Source organism: Methylobacterium sp. WL64 (assembly GCF_008039945.1).
GTDB lineage: Bacteria > Pseudomonadota > Alphaproteobacteria > Rhizobiales > Beijerinckiaceae > Methylobacterium.
Genome location: NZ_VRVA01000065.1, coordinates 13,221 through 32,074 on the forward strand (window position 1 = coordinate 13,221; position 18,854 = coordinate 32,074).

An 18,854-nucleotide genomic window follows, 5' to 3' on the forward strand; every position below is an offset into this window, starting at 1 on the left:
GCGCGGGGCGGTCAGCCCTCGCGGCCGAGGCCGAGCCCGCGGATCAGATCGCCGATCGGATCGATTTTCCTGGGCGCCGGCGCGGGCGCCGATGGTGCGGTCATCGGCTCGACGGCTGCCGTGCGGGCCAGGCCGGCGTTGCGCAGGCGGGCCGTCCGGCGGGGGCTGCGATCCGCCACCTTCGACCGGTGTGCCACCACCGTCTTCCGAGCTTTTTCGGCGGGGGCGACCATCTCGCTCGGCAGCGCCGGAGCCGCGATGGCACCCAGCGGCAGTGCGGCGGCCAATCGCGGCGCCAGCAGGTCGGGGGCGGGCGCACGCCCGTTCTCCGCTGTGGGGAGGTCGGACTTGCCGGGGCTGGCCAGCCGGGCCGGCGGATCCGCCCAACCCGATGGAGCAGCCTGCGCTGCGACAGTCCGGACCGGGCGCTGCTGCGCCTCGTAATTGCCCGGATGAAGAGTATGGGCCGCCACGACCAAGCCGAATACGGCGATCGCAGTCGTCGCAAGGGTGGATCTATAGTGTTCCATGACGGCAAAACGAACAGCCAAGGTCATGGTTCCGCTTGGCCGAAACCTCCGGCCGGAGCTTCAAAGTCCGGATCGCTGTCCGCCGCCACGGGGACGGGACTGAAAAAGAGGAGACAGGACAGAAAAAAAGGCCACTCCCGAAGGAGCGGCCCGAAGTCTAGGGAGGAAACGCCCAAGAAGGGCAGCGGGATCGCGACGCCATCGCCATCCCGCACTGCACAGATAGGCTACCGCATTGCGGCATGCAACCGACCGGGAGCCGTTTGCTTATGCATGAGCGACACCCGACCGATCCACAGGCATGCACTCAGATCATGACGAGACGCTGATCAGCCGTCGTTCTGCGGCTCGTCGTGCCCGATCAGCCGCTCGACCTCGGCCAGGGCGACTGCGCGGGCCACACCCTCGGAGGCGTGCGGGCGGTACGATCCCCGAACCAGCTTGCCGCGGTCCCGGATCGCCCACGTGAAACGGCCCGGGTCGTGCCGGCTCGGCCTGACCTCAACCGTGTAGAGATGCCCGCCATTCGCACCCATGCCTCGCATGTGCGAACTCCCCTGCGCCGGCCCAGGGGGTGCGACCGTGGGCGGCAGCCGGACCCTTACCGGGCGGGCGTCCCGCGACCGGCCTCGGGCCGGGACGGCTCGGCCGGGCCGTCGGTGCGGGTGCCGAGCCAGACCACGTGCTTGGGCCCGCTGCCGCGGCCGCTGGCATGGACCCGGGCCTCCTCGACCGCGAAGCCGGAGCGCTGCAGGCGGGCCTTGAACTTCCGGTCCGGAGCGCCGGACCAGACAGCCAGGATGCCGCCCGGCCGCAAGGCCCAGCGGGCCCGCTTGAGGCCCCAATTGTCGTAGAGCCGGTCGTTCGAGCGGCGCATCAGCCCTTCCGGGCCGTTGTCGACATCGAGCAGGATGGCGTCGTACTGGCCCGGCCCCGCCTGGATCAGGCGGTTCACGTCGGCTTCCTGCACGTCGACCCGGGGGTCGTCCAGGCAATCGGCGAAGACGTGGGCGAGCGGGCCGCGGGCCCAGGCGATCACGGCCGGCACCAGCTCGGCGACCACGACCCGCGCATCCGGGCCGAGGCCCTCCAGGGCCGCCCGCAGGGTGAAGCCCATGCCGAGGCCGCCGATCAGCATCCGGGCCCGGGGCCGGTCCTTCAGCCGCTCGCAGGTCATCGCGGCGAGCGCCGCCTCGGAGCCGCTGCGGCGGTTGTTCATCAGCTCGATGGTGTCGGCCAGGATCGAGAATTCGTCGCCGCGCTGCATCAGGCGCAGGTCGGTACCGCCCCCCGGGACGGCTCCGGTGTCGAGATGAACCCAGGGTATCACGGACGTTTCCTCGATTGGCGGTGCGGTCGGTCGGGGACCGTCGGCACGAAAGATCACGGCGAGAGCGGGGCCGCGGGCAGGTTCGGCGCTGCGCGCGGCGCAACCCCCTGCGCGCCGGTGCCCCCTGCCGCGCGGGATCGCGGTGGCGTATCAGCACCTATGGCTAAGCGCATCAAGTCGAGACCCCAGGAACGGGGCTTCATTCTGTTCGACGTCGTCTTCGAGGACGGCTCCCGAGCTTCGAACCGCCGTGTGCCGGCCGAGATCCTCGGCGGCCTGGACGGCGACGAGCCGGCCCGGCAGATCATCGCCGAGCAGGAAGAGGAGATTGCCCTCAAGGCCGGACGGCCCGGCCGCGAGATCCAGAGCCTGACGCGCTCGCCGATCATCAAGCCCAAGCCGGTCGTCTGACCGTCCCGCCGCGCGGGCTTCCGGTTCAGACCGCGCCCTCGACCACCTCCAGCGCCCGCAGGATCGCGAAGCCGATCCGCTCCGCCTCGCCCTCCGCATCGCCGGCGGCCGGCAGCAGCGCCACCGTCTCGACGGCGTGCTCGTCCTCCGGGCCGACCACGATCCGGAACACGTCGCCTTCCTGAGCGGCCGGATCGCGGATCAGGCCGACCCGGTGGCCCGCGGCCGCGCCGAACAGGCGTAGCGGCGGCTGATCGGGCTCGGGCTCCGTCCGCTCCGGCGGTGCGGGGCGAGGCGCGCCGAAGGTCGGGCGGATGACGTTGTCGTCGTCGGGCATGCCGAACCAGCCTCCTCAGGAACGCGCGATGCCGGCCGTGGCCAGCACGGCGTCGGCCAGCACCTCCATGCCGGCCCGCGCCCAATCCGGCGTGATGCTCTCGGCCTCGTTGTGGCTGATGCCGCCGTGGCACGGGCAGAACACCAGGGCCGCCGGCACCGTCCGGGCGCAATAGACGGCGTCGTGATAGATCGCGGTCGGCATCCGGGTCCAGGCATGGCCCCGCGCCTCGGCCGCGGCCTGGACGCGGTCCACCAGGACCGGGTCGAACGGGGTGAGCGGCGCGCGCCAGAACTCCTCCACCCGGATCGCGACGCCCCGCTCGGCGGCGAGCGCGTCGGCCCGGGCCAGGATCCGCTCCCGCATCGCCTCCAGCTGACCGGGGTCGCCGTGGCGGGTGTCGAGGCTGAACCAGACCCGGCCCGGGGTGATGTTGCGGCTCGCGGGCTCGGCTTTCAGGACCCCCACGGTGGCGCGGCCGCGCTCGCCCTCGGGGCCGACCGCGTCCCGGGCGATCGCCTCGAGCGAGCCGATCAGCGCGGCGGCGGCCATCATGGCGTCCCGCCGGCCGGCCATGGGGCTGCCGGCATGGGCCTCCTCGCCCAGCACGGTCAGCTCGTACCAGATCTGGGCGAGCGCCCGGTCGACCACGCCGATGGTGAGGCCGGCATCCTCCAGGCGCTTGCCCTGCTCGATGTGCAGTTCGAAATACGCGCCGAGCCCGCGAAGATCCGCCGGATCCGCGTCCCCCTGCCAGCCGATCCGGCGCAGCTCTTCACCGAACACGTGGCCGGCGAGATCCCGGGTCGCCATAACGTCGGCCTCGGAGACGATCCCCATGGCGACGCCGCTGCCACTCATGGGCGGCGCGAAGCGCGAGCCCTCCTCGTTGCACCAGTTGATCAGCAGGAGCGGCGCCTCGGTCTCGATCCCGGCCTCGTGCAGGGCGCGCATGATCTCCAGCCCGGCGAGCACGCCCAGCGGACCGTCGAACTTGCCGCCGGTGGGCTGGGTGTCGAGATGGCTGCCGATGGCGACGGGCTTCCGGCCCGGGTCCCGCCCCGGCCGGTGGAAGACCATGTTGCCGATCCGGTCCACCGTCAGGGTCAGCCCGACCGCCTCGCCCCAGCGCCGGAACAGGGTGCGCCCCTCGGCGTCCCGATCGGTCAGGGTCTGCCGGTCGTTGCCGCCGTTGGGAAGCGCGCCGATCCGGGCGAGCGCCATCAGGTTGTGCCAGAGGCGGTCCTGCGAGAGCGGGAGGTTGGTGCGATCCATAGCGATGCGGTCCCGCGCGCGCCCCGGCCGACCCTGTACCGGCGTCCGCGACGTTAGGCCGTGATCCCGCCCGGCACCAGCAGGGTTGGGGGACATCCCCCCGGCTCCGGTCTCCGTCGCCGACCGGTCCTCAGAGGCTCGGATCCGGGAAATCCTGCGCGTGGAGACTCCAGATCGCCCGTCCGTCCGCGGCGGAGACGTAGACCGCGTTGGCGCCGAGCGCGGCCAGATCGAGATCGATCCGCTTGGCCGCCGCCACCGCGCCCGCGTCGTCGGCGGCCTCGAAGGTCTGCCGGTACAGGTCCGGGCCGAGCATCCCGTCCGGGTCCCGGCGTATCGCTCTGAAAATGTATCTGCGCATCGAAAGTCCTGGGCCGACACGGTATCCGCGCCGTCGGCACGCTCATCGCAGCAATGCCCGCGCGTTCGGTGACGGACAGACTGCGCCATGAAAAGCTTTACGCCGGGTTTGTGCACTGCGAATGCAGCTTCAGGCGCTCAGGCTTGATCCCCGCCGCTGTCGAGCCGGGGCCGGAGACCCGTGACGACATGTCAGGGCGCGGGGCATGGACGATTTGGATCGATCCGTTGCCTAAGTGCTTGTCGGTTGCAAGTGTCGCACGCGGCTGCCGGCTGTCCCGGGGATGGGCGGGCCGCAACCAGGTTTGGGGGATGGAATGGCATTGGCGTCCATGGCGGCCTCCGCCCTGCAGGATGCGGGTTTCGTCGGTACCTGGGATACGGATGTCTCCGCCGGCCGATCGGTCCTCGACGCGGGCGCGGCCGCATTGCTGTCCGGGAACGAGGGCTTTGCCGGCAAGCCTTTGCCGCTCGACGTCGCCCTGGGACGTGTCCATCCCGAGGATCGCGGCTGGGTCTTCGACGAGATCCGCAAGGTGCGCCGGACCGGCGGCCCGGTCTCGCTGGAGTTTCGCGTCCTGAGCCAGACCGGCGACGTCCGCTGGATCCTCACCCGCGGCCGGCTGGCCCCCGACACCACGGGGGCGCTGCGTGGGCGCGGCGCCTACATCGACGTCACGGACCTGTACGGCGGCACCCCGCCGGGGCGGGACGGCAACCCGATCCAGGTCAAGCCTCCGATCGAGGTCAAGCACCTGGAGGCGGCCGCCGACAACTGCATCCGGGTCCACTCGGCGCTGGAGCGCTACGGCAACCCGCAGCTCCGGCTGATCTCGAGCATGCTGCTGCTCGGGATCGGCCGGGCGCTGGCGCAGCGGGAGCCGTAGGGCGGGTTCAGGTGCGCCAGGGATGGGCGGGAAGCTCGGTCCGGCCGATCGCCTTGGCGCCGGCCTCCGCCACGGCGTGATCGTTCTCCACCGTCGACCCGCTGACGCCGATCGCGCCCGACATGACGCCGTCGGCATCGACGATCGGGATCCCGCCCGGGAAGGTGATCAGCCCGTCGTTGGAATGCTCGATGCCGTAGAGCGGGCCGCCCGGCTGGGACAGCTGGCCGATCTGGCCGGTCATCATGCCGAAGAACACCGAGGTCTTGGCCTTCTTGTGAGCGATGTCGATCGAGCCGACCCAGGCGTCGTCCATGCGATGGAACGCCTTCAGGTTGCCGCCGGAATCGACCACCGCGATGCACATCTGGGTGTCCAGCTCCTTGGCCTTCGCCCGCGCCGCGGCGATTGCCCGCTCGGCCTGCTCAATCGTGACGTGCATGGTGCCTCCCTTGATCGGCCCGGGCCGGCGCAGAGTCGCGGAGAAATTCCAGCGGACCCGGGGCGCCTCCCGTTCTGCGCGAGAAGGCCCGACCGGACGGCGCCGGTCAACTCCGGATCACGCCGATTGCCCCGCCGGACATCGGCGGACGACAGGCCGGGCACCCGCCTTGCACGGGGTCATGGGCGCCCGGCCGTGCGGCCGTACCGGAGACGAAAGGGCAAGAGACCCCGGTACAACGTCGGGACCCGACCGGGCCGGCGCACCACCGGGTGGCACGGGGCGCTCGGTCGGAGTGTAGCCCGCCGCAGATGGGCACCGGCAGCCCTGCTGTCACTGATACGATTGTACCGGTCCGGTCCGGGCAGCCCTCACAAACGCGTGAGCGCAGCCCGGGCGTGGACCAGGCTCAAGCGGCCCGCTCCCGGGCGGCCCGGATGCGGTCGAGGAGGTCGGCCGCCAACGCGGCCCGCGCCTGCGCGTCGGCACAGGCGTGCCGCCAGACCACGCGGCCCTGGCGCAGGATGATCCCGTCCTCGGCCGGCATCGGCGGCAATGGCCGGTCGGACCGGATGTCGGCTGCGACACCTTGGGGACCGCCGCTGAGCCGGGCCACGCCCAGCCCGCAACAGGCGGCGCGCAGCCGCGCCAGGGTGAACAGGGCCAGGACCGGCGCCGGGGCTGCGCCGAAGCGATCCTCGACCTCGCCGGACAGGGCCTCGATCGCCTCGCCGTCGCGCAGGCGCAGCAGCCGGGTGTAGAGACTCAGGCGGATCTCGGGCTCGGGCACGTAATCCGCCGGGATCCGGCTCGGCAGCCCGATCTCGATTTCCGGGCTCCAATCCTCGGCCGGCTCACCCTTGGCGGCGGTCAGCGCCAGCTGCAGCAGGTGCTGATAGAGGCCGAGCCCCACGAGCTTGGCGTGGCCGGCCTGATCCTCGCCGACGAGATCGCCGGCCCCGCGCAGGTCGAGGTCGCGGGCGCTGACCGCGAAGCCGGCACCCAGCCGGTCCAGGGCCTCCAGGGCGCGCAGGCGCTGGAGGGCAGCGGGCGCCGGCGGCGCGGCCGGATCGCTGAGCAGGTGGACGACCCCGCGCCGCTGGCCGCGGCCGACCCGGCCGCGCAACTGGTGGAGCTGCGCCAAGCCGAACCGGGCGGCCTCCCAGACCAGCATGGTGTTGGCCCGGGGCACGTCGAGCCCGCTCTCCACGATGGCGGTGGCGAGCAGGACGTCACCGTCCCCGTCGGCGAAGCGAACCATGACCTCGTCCATCGCCGACGGCTTCAGGTCCCCGTGCGCCACCAGCACGTTCAGGCCCGGCACGAGGCCGCGCAGGCGCTCGGCCATGGGGCCGATATCCTCGATGCGCGGGCAGACGACGAAGCTCTGGCCGCCGCGGCGATGCTCGCGGATCAGGGCCTCGCGCACCGCGTCGGCATCGAAGGGCGCCACCACGGTCCGGACCGGCTGGCGCATCACCGGGGGCGTGGCGATCACGCTGAGGCTCTGCAGGCCGACGAGCGCCGCCTGGAGCGTGCGCGGGATCGGGGTGGCGGTGAGCGTCAGCACGTGCCCGCCCTCGGCGAGGCGGCGCAGGTCCGCCTTCATCTTGGCGCCGAAACGCTGCTCCTCGTCGATCACCGTCAGGCCGAGATCGGCGAAGCCCACGCCGCGGGCGGCCAGCGCCTGCGTTCCGACTACGAGCCGGATCGAACCGTCCGCGAGACCGGCCTTCACCCGCTTGGCCTCGGCCGGGGAGACCAGGCGCGAGAGCTGCGCGACCTCGATGCCGAACCGTCCGAACCGGCGGCGCAGGGTCTCGACGTGCTGGCGGGCCAGGACCGTGGTGGGGGCGATGAGCGCCGCCTGTTTGCCGGCAAAAACCGTCGCCGCCAGGGCCCGCAGCGCGACCTCGGTCTTGCCGAAGCCGACATCGCCGCAGACCAGCCGATCCATCGGACGCCCGGAGGCGAGGTCGGCCATCAGCGCGTCCACCGCGGCGGCCTGATCGGGGGTCGGGGCGAAGCCGAAGCCGGCGGCGAAGCGCTCCATGTCGCGGGACGGTGGCGCCAGGACGGGGGCCTCGGTATCCCGGCGGGCGCGGGCGGCCTCCAGCATAACCCGGGCGGTCCGGGCCATGGTGGCCTCGGCCTGGAGGCGGCGGCGGGCCCAGGTCCCGCCGTCGAGCTTGTCGAGGGTGACCGCGTCGGGCTCCGGGCCGTAACGCCAGATCCGGTCGGCCTGGGTGACCGGCACCATCAGGATCGCGTCGCCGGCAAAGCGCAGCCGCAAGGCCTCGGAGGGCTCGTCCTCCGCGCCGACGCCCAGCGGGTTCGACACGGGCTCCAGCCCCTCGAACACGCAAAGGCCGTGGTCGCGGTCGACCGCGACGTCGCCGGGGCGCAGGTCGACCTCGCCCATCGGCAGGATCGCCCGGGCGGTGCCGGACACCGCGGTGTCCGGCCCGAACAGGTCGGCGGCGGCGAACACCGTCGCGCCCCGCCCCTGGACCTTGAAACCGGCGCCGATCGGCGCCTCCAGGGCGAGGATGTCGCCCGGCGCCGCGTCGGCGAGGTCGGACCAGCCGTCGATCAGCCGGACCGGGCGCTCGGCGATCTTGCCGGCCTGGCGCACGAGGCGCCGGAGCGGCTGGCGCGAGCCCGCCAGCACGACGACGTCGCCCGCCTTCAGCCGCTCGCGCATCGCCTTGGCGAAGGCCGCCTCGGGCCGCCGCTCCCGGGCGAAGACCGGGACCCCGAGCGGCTCACCCGCCGCGTCGGTGGCCACCGCCCGGGTCAGCTCGGCCACGACGGCCCGCCACGCCTTCGGCGCGAGGTAGAGACCGTCGCCGCCCTCGGCGCGGCCGCCGCGGGGCGCCCGGCGGGCGCCGGCTTCCTCCATCTGCTCGTAGAAGGCGTCGACCCGGGCCTGCGTCCCGTCCTCGACGACCAAGCGGGCCCCCGGCACGTAATCGAGCAGGGTGACGAGACGCGGATAGTAGCGCTCCAGGCGGTGCTCCTGCCCGGTGAAGGGCTCGAAGCTCTGGCCGGAATCCGGGGCGAGGACGATCTCGGTGGCCGGGTCGATCACCAGATCCGCGACTTCGGCGACGGAGCGCTGCGAGATCGGATCGTAGGAGCGGATCGCGGTGACGCGCCCGTCCGCGTGCTCGATCCGGCAGGGCCGCGGGGCGGCCGCCGGAAACACCTCGACGGTGCGACCCCGGACGGCGATCTCGCCGGGCTCGTCGACCCGCTCGTCGAGGATGTAGCCGAGGCGCTTGAGGCCGGCCATCACGGCGGCGACGTCGAGTGGGTCGCCGACCCGGAACGTCACCCGGGCGTCGGCCCAGGTCTCCGGCGGAGGCACCCGCTGGATCAGTGCCGGAGCCGTGGTCAGCACGAAGTCCGGCAGGGCGTCGTGGTCGGTCAGCCAGCGCATCACGGCAGCCCGGGCGCCCATAGTGGCCCGCGACGGCGAGGCGTGGTCGAGCGGCAGGCAATCCCATTCCGGGTAGACGGCGACCCGGATGTCGGGATCGAGGGCCTTGAGCGTCGCGGCCAGCTCCTCCAGCCGCCGGGCATCCCGGGCCACGTGGACCAGCGGGGCCGCGTCCTCGGCCAGATCCAGCAGTGCCACCGCCAGCGCCCCCGTGGGCATCAGCGGCGCGTCCTCGGTCTCCTGGTGGGCGACCGTCTTCGTCCTGCGCTTGGCCATGCTGATCCGAACCTGTCCCGGATGCTGCAAACGCTGGCTGGCCGTGAGGGCTCCCGGCTGCCGGCCCCGGATTCACAGACGCGATGCCGCATTCGAAAACGCTTGCGTCTCGAATCCGGGCCTTCCGGGTTCAGGCCTCGCCCGACCAGAGGTCGCCACTCGCCCGCGCGTCGCGCAGCACGTGGCGGGCGCCCTCGGTCAGCGCCCGGTCGGGGCCGGGCTGGCGCAGGTAGGTCGCGAGATCCCGGGTCAAGCGCTCCAGCGGGTGGTCGCGCAGGAAGCCCTGCAGCCCGACCGAGCGCTGCGCCCGTTCCAGCAGGTCGAGCCCGGCGCGTTCCACCGCGAGGCGGGCGAGGTTCACGTAGGCGATGATCCCGTCCGGATCGCCCTCCTCGCCCACGATCGCGGCGGCCCGCGCCACCCAGAGGCGGGCGGTCTCGGCCGCGATCACGCCCTCGCCGAGGCGGGCGAGCTGGTGCGGGTCCTCGCCGCGGCCGGTGGCGACGAGATGGCCGCGCCACGCGTCGAGCAGCGCCTCCAGGCCGCCGAGCTGCACCGCGAGGAAGCGCCAGGCGCCCCCCGAGAAATGCGGCTGCACCTGATAGTCGTCGGGCGCGCCCACGGGCGTGAAGCGGTCGGCGCCGAGCCCGGTGAAATCCACGGTGCCGGTCGCCGAGGCCCGCATCCCCTGCGCGCGCCAAGCCGACAGATCCGCCCGCTCGCCGGGCTCGAGGGCGACGACGATCATCTGCGACCCGGGCGCGTCGGGCTGCGCGGTCACGAGGGCGCGGGTCACGAACCCCGCCCCCGACGCGAAGGTCTTCACGCCCCGTAAGGTCGGGGCGCCTCCGGTGGCGTCGATCTTGAGGCCGTCGCCCGGCGGCTCGGTGTTCCAGACCCCGAACAGATGGCCCTGGACGGCATCGGCCAGCAAGGCGCTGCGCGCCTCGCCGTCGGCATAGCGGGCGACGAGCTGCACCGCGTTGACATGGCCCTCGTACACGCGCCCCAGCGCAAGGCTGCCGGACCCGACATGGGTGAGCACGGCCTGGAGAATCGCCCCGTCCGGCTCCTCGCCGAGACCGGCGCCGCCCGCGCGATGGGGCACCGGCGCGGCCAGCAGCCCCACCCGGGCGAGTTCCGCGACATCCTCGGCCGGAAAGCCGCCGTCGTGGTCGTGGCGTCCCGCCCGACGCGCCGCACCGGCCGCGATCGCGCGGGCCGCCGCAACCGGATCGCCGCGCGTGCCCCAGGCGATATCGTTGAGTCTGAGGTCCACACCTGCTCCGGTCATGACGAGCCCAGCGCGTCGTCCCGCACCCGATCGCCGGGGCGGCGCGCCAGGTCTTTTAAGCTTCGCGACATCGTGTTCAGAAGGGAGGGAACCATCTTTCGGTGCGATGATCTGACGAAGCAACTCGCTGCCTCCGCCATCGATACGCCGTGCGACGATACTGCGCATCGCAAACCATCGGTCCGCGGCCACGGCGCCCAGCACCCGGCGACGCGGCGATCTGCATCGGTCGGACCTGCCTCAAACCCGAAGCCACGCGTTGTAGGAAGGGCCGGCTCACCAAGCCGTCAAGCTGTGGTTGATCGATCCGATTTGGGAGGGTCGTTGCCGTGGGATATGACGCAGCCGTGTCGCGGAACGAGACCATGTCCTGCCCGTCCGGCTTCGAACGCCATCATCCCCAGCGCCTCGCGGCTCTGCGCGGCTATGCGATCCTCGACACCGCGCCCGAGCCCGCCTTCGACGAGATCGCGCAGATCGCGGCTGCGTCCTGCGGCACCACGATGGCGCGGATCACCTTCGCGGATGCCGACCGGCACTGGACCAAGGCCGCGTTCGGCCACGACGCGCCGGACCGGCCCCTCGAGACCGGCCTCGGCCTCGAGACCCTGAGCCGGGACGGCGCGCTGGTGCTGACGGATTGCGGGCCGATCGCAGGCGAACCGGGCCTGCGCTTCTACGCCGGCGTGCGGCTCGTGACCCCGGACGGCTGGCCGATCGGCACGCTCAGCGTCCTCGACCGCGAACCGCGCAGCCTGACCGGGCCGCAGGTCTTCGTCCTCGAGGCCCTCGCCCGGACCCTCATGGACCTGCTGGAGGCCCGGGCCGCCGCGATGGCCCGGCACCGGGACGAGGCGCTGCTGCAGTCCCGCGCCGAGCGCCTGGAGGCGCAGGTCGCCGCCCAGACTCGGGACCGCGACCGGGTCTGGACCCTGTCGCCGGTCCTGAAGATCGTCTCGGACAAGGACGGGCAGGTCCAGTCGGTCAATCCGTCCTGGAGCCGGGCGCTCGGCTGGTCCGAGGACGAGACGCTGGGCCGGACCGCCCTGGATTTCATCGCCCTCACGGACCGCGAGGCGGCGCGCGAGGCGCTGAAGCCCCTCTGCGAGGACCAGCGGGTGGAGGATGTGGAACTGGCCTGCACGACCCGCGACGGCGACCGGCGGCGGGTGCTCTGGACCGTCGTCCCGGAGGACGGGCTGTTCTACGGCTTCGGGCGCGACATCACGGAGCAGCGCCAGGCCGAGGAAGCCTTGCGGCAATCGCAGAAGCTGGAGGCGATCGGCCAGCTTACCGGCGGCGTCGCCCACGACTTCAACAACCTGCTGACCATCATCCGCTCGTCGGTCGAGTTCCTGCGCCGGCCGGAACTCGCCGAGGAGCGCAGGCGCCGCTACCTCGACGCGGTCTCGGACACGGTCGACCGGGCGGCCAAGCTCACCGGGCAGCTCCTGGCCTTCGCCCGGCGCCAGGCGCTCAAGCCCCAGGTGTTCGACATCTGCGCCCGGCTGCGCAGCATCTCCGACATGCTCGATTCGGTCACGGGCGCGCGCATCCGCGTGGAGACCGAGCTGCCGGGCACGCCCTGCTTCGTGCGGGCGGACGAGAGCCAGTTCGAGACCGCGCTGATCAACATGGCGGTGAATGCCCGCGACGCGATGGACGGGGAAGGCAGCCTGACCCTGCACCTCGAGAGCGGCCGCCCGATGCCGCCGATCCGCGGCCATGCCGGCGCCCGGGGACCGTTCGTGGCCGTGATGGTGGTCGATACCGGCACCGGCATTCCGGCACCGGATCTCGGCCGGATCTTCGAGCCGTTCTTCACCACCAAGGAGATCGGCAAGGGGACCGGGCTGGGGCTCAGCCAGGTCATCGGATTCGCCAAGCAGTCGGGCGGCGATATCGACGTGGCGAGCCTGCCCGGGAGCGGCACGCGCTTCACCCTGTACCTGCCGCAGGTCGACGCCCCCGTGGAGGTGGCCGATCCGGGCCGCGACGACCGCCGCGAGCCGGAGCCGCAGCGGAGCCTGTGCATCCTCGTCGTGGAGGACAATCTCGGGGTCGGGCGCTTCTGCACCCAGATCCTGGAGGATCTCGGCCACGCGCCGATCTGGGCGAAATCCGCCGAGGAGGCCCTCGCCGAGCTGCAGCGGACGCCGGATCGCTTCGATGCGGTGTTCTCGGACGTGGTCATGCCCGGGATGGGCGGCGTCGCCCTCGCCCGGGCCCTGCAGGTCACCCGCCCGGAGCTGCCGGTGGTCCTGACCTCGGGCTACAGCCACGTCCTGGCCACCGACGACGCGCACGGATTCACGCTGGTGCGGAAGCCTTATTCGGCCGAGCAGCTCGCCAAGGTGCTCCACGAGGCGACCCAGCGCCGGGACGGGCGGGGAACAAGGTCCCCGCTCTCCAGTTGACGCGATGCAGCACGGCGATGGCGTCGCCGCGCTGCTGCCCCTCGTGGGCGTTTCCTCCCAAGACTTCGGACCGCTCTTTCGGGGGCGGTCCTTTTTTGTGCGTCGCGCGTGCGGCCGGCGAGGAACAACGCCGCCTGCGGCAAAAGGTTCTCAAAAACCTCTCATCTTTGCAGCCGTTTCCGATCGCCTCGCCGAGGGGAGCGGCTCTCGGTTCGTGGTTCAGCGCGCTCGCTGACGCCGAACCGGCATCCGCTGCGGCGGCAAGCGCCCTAAGCCGCGAGCGGGCCGGATTGCGTCTCGGTGTCCAGTGCCAGCAGCGCGAAGGACGCGAGCCAGTGCTCGCCCATGTAGTCGCCGGTCACGTGCGGGAGGCCGGCCTCCAGATGCGCCTCCGCGGCGGCCTGGAGCCGCGGGCGGCGGGGATCGTCCCCGCCCAGGGCGGCGGCGAGCGACCGGAAGCACCAGGCGCGGCTGAGGTTCAGCCCGTCGAGATGGGCGATCTTGCCGTCGCTGCGGTCGGTCACGCGGGCGGGCCGGAACAGGGTCGCGGGCCGCCCCGCGGCGAGGTCCGGCAGGAACCGGTCGAACCAGGGCCGGAACCGCTCCGGCGGCAGGAGGCGGCGCAGGCATTCCGCCTCGATCAGCGCCGAGGACAGGAAGTCGTCGCCCCCCGGTTCGCCCCAGGCGGGGCAATCCACGTCGGCCCCGTACCAGCGCTCGGCGGTGGCTCGCAGCAGACCGGACAGGGCCGCGTCCTGCGCCCCGTCGGCGTAGTCGGCCGCCAGCCGCAGCGCGAAGGCTGTGTTGAAATGCGTGCCGACCCGCACCGGATAGGGGGCGATCGGCAGGAAGTCCCGGACGCGCTGCGCGATCAGGCCGGTGAGCGGCGCCAGGGCCTCGGCCCAGCGGCGCTCGGGCAGGCGGGACAGCGCGTCGGCGAGCTTCAGGAGCCAGGCCCAGCCGTAGGGCCGCTCGAACCCCCGGGCGGCCGGCGCGGCGAAATACGCGCATTCCCCGGCGACCTTCTCGGGCACCAGCTGGGCATCGAGATGCGCGCGGATCGCCCCGGCCTGCGCGCCGTCCGGGAACAGCCGCAGCACCCGGGCCAGCAGCCAGGTGCCGTGGACGCAGGAATGCCAATCGTAGCTGCCGTGGAAGACCGGATGCAGCGCGGCGGGCGTGCGCGCGTCCTCCGGGCCCGCCAGGACGTGCCCGGGCGAGTTGGGATATTCGCGGGTGAGATGGCCGAGGGCGACGGCGGTGAAGCGGGCGCCGATCTCCGGGGTGAGCGCAGTCGGCATCACGGGCTCCCATTGGGGCGTCGGACGCTTTGCCGGCGCAGTCCCGGATCGGTTATCGCAAGCGCGGCGAACCGGGCAGCCCCGGAGGTGCGCCGTCACTGGGATGTTCCATGCGCCGTGCGCCGATCACCGCCCTCCTCGTCGTGCTCGCGATGCCGGCCGCGGCGGCGCCCGATCCCAGCCGGGACGTCCTGTGGGCCGCGCTGAAGACCTGCGTGCTCGCCAAGCGGCTCGCCGACCGGACCTTCCCGTGCCTCTCGGTGGATCTCGGCGACAAGGACCGCCCCGGCACGGCGGTTCTGCGCGCGCCCGGCGAGCCGACCCACATCGTGGTGATGCCCACCGACACCACCGCCGGCCTGGAGGCTCCGGTCCTGCGCGGGAAGCGGGGTGCCGCCTATTGGCGGGCGGCGCTGGCCGCGCGTCCGTTCGTGTCGGGCGCCCTCAAGGGCAAGCTGCCGCCCGAGGCCGTGGGGCTGGCGGTCAATTCGGCCCGGGGGCGGAGCCAGGACCAGCTCCACATCCACCTCGACTGCCTGAAGCCCAGCGTGCTGGCCGCCGTGAAGGCGCATGGCCGCCAGATCCGCGGGACCTGGACCCGCTTCCCGGTGCCGCTCGCCGGGGACCGCTACCACGCGATGCGGGTGCCGGAAGCCGAGGCCGAGCGCTTCAACCCGTTCGCGGCCCTGCGCACCCTGCCGGGTCCCCGGCCGGACCTGCACCGGACGAGCTTCGCGGCACTCGCCACGCCGCCGGGCGATCCCGAGCCGGGTTTTCTGCTCCTGGCCTACCGGGCGCCGAGCGCCAGCGCGGAGGACGTGATGGACCATAGCTGCGCCATCGCGTCGGGCCGCGGCGGCGCCTGACGCGGCGGCCTCGAGCGTTCTCCGACGAAGTGGAGACCGGTTCGCCTCAAGAGAACGCGGCAAAACAAGAACTTAGAGCCGTGCTTGATTGCAACGCGATCGGGCACGGCTCTAAGCAGAACCTGCCGGCGGCGGCAGCGCGTCCAGGAGCTGGCGCAAAAAGCCCCGCACCGCCCGGGGCAGACGCCGGTCGCGCATCGCCTGGATCTGGATGTTCCGCGAGAGGCTCGCCCGGGCGCGGATCGGCAGGCTGACCAGGGCGTTCAGGTCCAGCGGCGTGCGCATCGAGAGCGCCGACATCAGCGCGAGACCGCGGGATCTGCGCACGAACGGCAGTTGGGTGGCCAGGTTGTTGGCGGTCAGGACCGGCTCGATCACGATGCCCTCCTGCAGGCAGGCGGCGTCGAACACCTGCCGCAGGGTCGTGTCCCGGGTCGGCAGGGCGATGGGATAGTTCGGCAACTCGGACAGCTGCACCACCTTCGCCCGCGCCAGGGGATGGTCCGGGGCGGCGAGCACCAGCATGTCGACCTGTTCGTCATACAGCACCTCGACCTGGGTGGACGGCGCGAGTGCGAAGGTGATGCCGAGGTCGGCCTCGCCGGCGGCCACGATCTGGGTCACCTGGGCGGGGGGCAGCACGGTCACCTCGAAGCGCAGGCCCGGATGCGCCGCGTGGAAGGACGCCACGGTGCTCGGCACGATGTCGAGCGAAAACCCCTCGGAACTCGCCACCCGGATCAGGCCGCGGGCGAGGCCTTCCAGCTCCCGGATCTCGGTGACGATCTGCTCGGACCGGATCAGCATCTGGTGCGCGTGCTGGGCCAGGAGCTCGCCCGCCGGGCTCGGCACCATGCCGCGCGGGCGCCGCTCGAACAGCACGCAGTCGAGTTCGGCCTCCAGGTTGCCGATCTGCCGGCTGATCGCCGAGGCGGCGACGTTCAGCTGGGCCGAGGCCGCCGCGATCGAGCCGGTGCGGGCCACGGCCAGGAAGTAGCGCAGCCCTGTCGTCTGCATTATCCTGCCTCGATATCACTTATGGCGCATATCCGTTGCCCAGATGGCAACGCACCGCTCGCCAAATTCTACTTGTTGCGATCCCAGATGCACAACATCATCGCAGGGTGAAAAAGGCGGCAGTCGCGGAGATCCTCCCCGACATCCTGCCCGTCGTCGTCGGAGACGGAATCGACATGCCGGTACGGACGATCACCCTCACCGCATCGCTGGCGGCTTCCCTGATCGCACTGGTCGCGGCGAGCCCGGCCCTGGCCGGCAAGGCCGACGACACCCTGGTCTACGCCTCCGACAGCGAGCCCGAGAACGTCAGCCCCTATCACAACAGCGCCCGCGAGGGCGTCATCCTGGCCCGCAACTGCTGGGACACGCTGCTGTGGCGCGACCCCGCGGACGGCACCTACAAGCCGATGCTCGCCACCGCCTGGACCTGGGCCGACGACACCACCCTGGACCTGACGATCCGCGAGGGCGTGACCTTCCACAACGGCGACCCGCTCGGGCCCGAGGACGTCGCCTTCACGTTCAACTTCATGCTGACGCCCGAGGCCCGCACGGTCACCCGCCAGAACGTCGACTGGATGAAGTCGGTGGAGGTCACCGGCCCGCACAGCGCCCGGATCCACCTCAAGGCGCCGTTCCCGGCGGCGCTGGAATACCTCGCCGGGCCCATGCCGATCTTCCCGGCTTCCTACTTCAAGAAGGTCGGCCTCGACGGCTTCGCCAAGGCGCCGATCGGCAGCGGCCCGTACAGGATCACCAAGGTCGATAGCGGGCGCGGCGTCTCCATGGAGCGCTTCGCCAAGTATTGGTCGGGCAGCCCGCTCGGGACGCCGAAGATCGGCAAGCTGCAGTTCCGGGTCATCCCGGACGGCGAGAGCCGGATGGCCGAGCTGATGACCGGGGGTGTCGACTGGATCTGGCGGGTGCCGAGCGACCAGGCCGAACAGCTGCGCGCCGCGCCCAACGTCACCGTGCTCAACTCCGAGACCATGCGGGTCGGCTTCCTGCAGTTCGACACGCTCGGCCGCGCCAAGGAAAACTCGCCGCTCAAGGACGTGCGGGTCCGGCAGGCGATCTCCTACGCCATCGACCGCAAGGCGATGGTCGACAACCTCGTGCGCGGCGCCTCGCGGGTGATGAACGCGCTGTGCTTCGTCGATCAGTTCGGCTGCAACGACCAGGGGGTGATGCGCTACCCCTACGACCCGGCCAAGGCCAAGGCCCTGCTCAAGGAAGCGGGCTACGCGAACGGGTTCGAGATCGACCTCGGCGCCTATCGCGAGCGGGACTACGCCGAGGCGGTGATCGGCTATCTCGGGGCGGTCGGCATCAAGGTCCGGCTCAACTACCTGCGCTACGCCGCGTTCCGGGATGTCCTGCGGAGCGGCAAGGTCTCGATCGGCTATCAGACCTGGGGCTCGTTCTCGGTCTACGACGTCTCGGCCTTCGACGGGGTCTTCTTCCGCGGCGGCGAGGAGGACCTGACCAAGGATCCGCAGGTGATCGCCGACCTGCAGGAGGGTGACGGCTCCACCGACCCGGACAAGCGCAAGGCCGCCTACGCCAAGGCGCTCCAGCGGATCGCCGCCCAGGCCTACGCCCTGCCGATGTTCTCGTACGCCACCAACTACGCCTTCACGTCGGACCTGAACTTCACCGCCCAGCCGGATGAGGTGCCGCGCTTCTACGCGGCGTCCTGGAAGTAGGCCGCTCGCGTGCTGGCCTTCACGCTCCGGCGCATCCTGGTCGCCCTGGCGGTGGCCTTCACGGTCTCGGTGGCGAGCTTCATGCTGCTCCACCTCTCCGGCGACCTCGCCACGGCGATTGGCGGGCCGGAGGCCACCGGGCCCCAGATCGTGCAGATCCGCAAGGATTACGGCCTGGACCAGCCTCTGCTGACCCAGTTCCTCGCCTGGGGTTGGCGGGCGCTGCACCTCGATTTCGGCAATTCCTTCTACTTCCGCGAGCGGGTGATCGACTTGCTCGCCGCCCGCCTGCCGATCACGCTCTATCTCGGGATCATCGCGCTCGCGGTGGCCCTGTTCGTGGCGGTGCCGCTCGGGGTGATCGCCGCCGTCCGCCGCGATACCTGGATCGACCGGCTCGCCCTGTCGGTCTCGGTGCTGGGCCAGGCGATGCCGAGTTTCTGGTTCGGGCTGACCCTGATCCTGATCTTCTCGGTCAACCTCCGCTGGCTGCCGGTCTCGGGCAACACCGGCTGGAAGAACTTCGTCCTGCCCGCGGTGGCGCTCGGCTACTACGCCATGCCGGCGGTGATGCGGCTGACCCGCAATGGCATGCTGGAGGTGCTGGCCTCGGATTACGTCCGGACCGCCCGGGCCAAGGGGCTGCCGACGCGCAAGATCCTGGTCCGGCATGCGCTGCGCAACGCCGTGATCCCGGTGATCGCCCTGGCGGCGGTGCAGTTCGGCTTCATGCTCGGCGGTTCGATCGTGATCGAGGCGGTGTTCTCGCTCCAGGGGCTCGGCCAGCTCGCCTGGGAATCGATCGCCCGCAACGACTTCCCGGTGGTCCAGGCGATCGTGCTGGTTCTGGCGATGATCTACATCGCCCTGACGCTCGCGGCCGACCTGCTGAACGCCTTCCTCGATCCGCGCCTGCGCCAATCGTGAGGACGCTCGCCCCATGAGCCTGCCCCCCGACAC

At 71.9% G+C, this 18,854-nt stretch carries 17 protein-coding genes; 6 read left to right on the forward strand and 11 right to left on the reverse strand.

The window, feature by feature from the left end; translation table 11 throughout:
- Positions 1–11 precede the first annotated feature (11 nt).
- The 3 genes from FV242_RS22030 to FV242_RS22040 all read right to left on the reverse strand — a co-directional run bounded on the left by FV242_RS22030 (position 12) and on the right by FV242_RS22040 (position 1,860).
- On the reverse strand, positions 12–530 hold the full coding sequence (locus FV242_RS22030) for a hypothetical protein (RefSeq protein ID WP_147909225.1): 519 nt from the start codon (positions 528–530) through the stop codon (positions 12–14).
- 329 nt (positions 531–859) lie between these two features.
- Positions 860–1,066 carry a hypothetical protein gene (locus FV242_RS22035; protein ID WP_147857547.1) on the reverse strand — a complete coding sequence of 69 codons (207 nt, stop codon included), beginning with the start codon at positions 1,064–1,066 and terminating at the stop codon, positions 860–862.
- A 65-nt stretch (positions 1,067–1,131) separates the two neighbouring features.
- The gene (locus FV242_RS22040; RefSeq protein ID WP_147909224.1) at positions 1,132–1,860 is read right to left on the reverse strand and encodes a spermidine synthase; all 729 of its coding nucleotides are present in this window, start codon (positions 1,858–1,860) and stop codon (positions 1,132–1,134) included.
- Between the two features lie 159 nt (positions 1,861–2,019).
- Here FV242_RS22040 and FV242_RS22045 point away from each other — a divergent pair, with 159 nt between their 5' ends.
- Positions 2,020–2,271 carry a hypothetical protein gene (locus FV242_RS22045; RefSeq protein WP_147856268.1) on the forward strand — a complete coding sequence of 84 codons (252 nt, stop codon included), beginning with the start codon at positions 2,020–2,022 and terminating at the stop codon, positions 2,269–2,271.
- Positions 2,272–2,296: 25 nt separating this feature from the next.
- Here FV242_RS22045 and FV242_RS22050 read toward each other — a convergent pair whose 3' ends face one another.
- From FV242_RS22050 to FV242_RS22060, 3 genes are all read right to left on the reverse strand, one after another.
- Positions 2,297–2,608 carry a hypothetical protein gene (locus tag FV242_RS22050; RefSeq protein ID WP_147909223.1) on the reverse strand — a complete coding sequence of 104 codons (312 nt, stop codon included), beginning with the start codon at positions 2,606–2,608 and terminating at the stop codon, positions 2,297–2,299.
- A gap of 15 nt (positions 2,609–2,623) precedes the next feature.
- On the reverse strand, positions 2,624–3,883 hold the full coding sequence (locus tag FV242_RS22055; RefSeq protein ID WP_147940411.1) for an allantoate amidohydrolase: 1,260 nt from the start codon (positions 3,881–3,883) through the stop codon (positions 2,624–2,626).
- A 130-nt stretch (positions 3,884–4,013) separates the two neighbouring features.
- Positions 4,014–4,244, reverse strand: coding sequence for a hypothetical protein (locus tag FV242_RS22060; protein WP_147940412.1), 231 nt, complete (start codon positions 4,242–4,244; stop codon positions 4,014–4,016).
- 316 nt (positions 4,245–4,560) lie between these two features.
- Between FV242_RS22060 and FV242_RS22065 the strand changes: the two genes are divergently transcribed.
- Positions 4,561–5,130, forward strand: a complete 570-nt coding sequence (locus FV242_RS22065) for a PAS domain-containing protein (protein ID WP_147909221.1) — start codon at positions 4,561–4,563, stop codon at positions 5,128–5,130.
- Positions 5,131–5,137: 7 nt separating this feature from the next.
- Here the strand turns inward: FV242_RS22065 and FV242_RS22070 are convergent, their stop codons facing one another.
- The 3 genes from FV242_RS22070 to FV242_RS22080 form a co-directional block, all read right to left on the reverse strand.
- Positions 5,138–5,572 (reverse strand): heme-binding protein, encoded by a 435-nt coding sequence (locus FV242_RS22070; protein ID WP_147856263.1) that lies wholly within the window; start codon positions 5,570–5,572, stop codon positions 5,138–5,140.
- A 409-nt stretch (positions 5,573–5,981) separates the two neighbouring features.
- On the reverse strand, positions 5,982–9,290 hold the full coding sequence (locus tag FV242_RS22075) for a DEAD/DEAH box helicase (RefSeq protein ID WP_187278510.1): 3,309 nt from the start codon (positions 9,288–9,290) through the stop codon (positions 5,982–5,984).
- Between the two features lie 130 nt (positions 9,291–9,420).
- Positions 9,421–10,569, reverse strand: a complete 1,149-nt coding sequence (locus tag FV242_RS22080; RefSeq protein ID WP_246692811.1) for an acyl-CoA dehydrogenase family protein — start codon at positions 10,567–10,569, stop codon at positions 9,421–9,423.
- 380 nt (positions 10,570–10,949) lie between these two features.
- Between FV242_RS22080 and FV242_RS22085 the strand changes: the two genes are divergently transcribed.
- Positions 10,950–13,001 (forward strand): PAS domain-containing sensor histidine kinase, encoded by a 2,052-nt coding sequence (locus FV242_RS22085; protein ID WP_147940418.1) that lies wholly within the window; start codon positions 10,950–10,952, stop codon positions 12,999–13,001.
- Between the two features lie 269 nt (positions 13,002–13,270).
- On the opposite strand, the gene FV242_RS22090 is transcribed toward FV242_RS22085, so the two are convergent.
- Positions 13,271–14,302, reverse strand: a complete 1,032-nt coding sequence (locus FV242_RS22090) for a DUF2891 domain-containing protein (RefSeq protein WP_147940413.1) — start codon at positions 14,300–14,302, stop codon at positions 13,271–13,273.
- Between the two features lie 110 nt (positions 14,303–14,412).
- On the opposite strand from FV242_RS22090, the gene FV242_RS22095 reads away from it, so the two are divergent.
- Positions 14,413–15,168: a CDP-diacylglycerol diphosphatase gene (locus FV242_RS22095; protein WP_147940414.1), complete on the forward strand. Its 756-nt coding sequence runs from the start codon at positions 14,413–14,415 to the stop codon at positions 15,166–15,168.
- Positions 15,169–15,279: 111 nt separating this feature from the next.
- On the opposite strand, the gene FV242_RS22100 is transcribed toward FV242_RS22095, so the two are convergent.
- A complete protein-coding gene (locus FV242_RS22100) occupies positions 15,280–16,185 on the reverse strand; it encodes a LysR family transcriptional regulator (protein WP_147940415.1) in 906 nt (301 codons plus the stop codon).
- Positions 16,186–16,361: 176 nt separating this feature from the next.
- On the opposite strand from FV242_RS22100, the gene FV242_RS22105 reads away from it, so the two are divergent.
- On the forward strand, positions 16,362–17,894 hold the full coding sequence (locus tag FV242_RS22105; RefSeq protein WP_147940419.1) for an ABC transporter substrate-binding protein: 1,533 nt from the start codon (positions 16,362–16,364) through the stop codon (positions 17,892–17,894).
- A gap of 9 nt (positions 17,895–17,903) precedes the next feature.
- Entirely contained in the window at positions 17,904–18,821 is a 918-nt protein-coding gene (locus tag FV242_RS22110; RefSeq protein WP_147909217.1) for an ABC transporter permease, read from the forward strand.
- Positions 18,822–18,854: the final 33 nt, after the last annotated feature.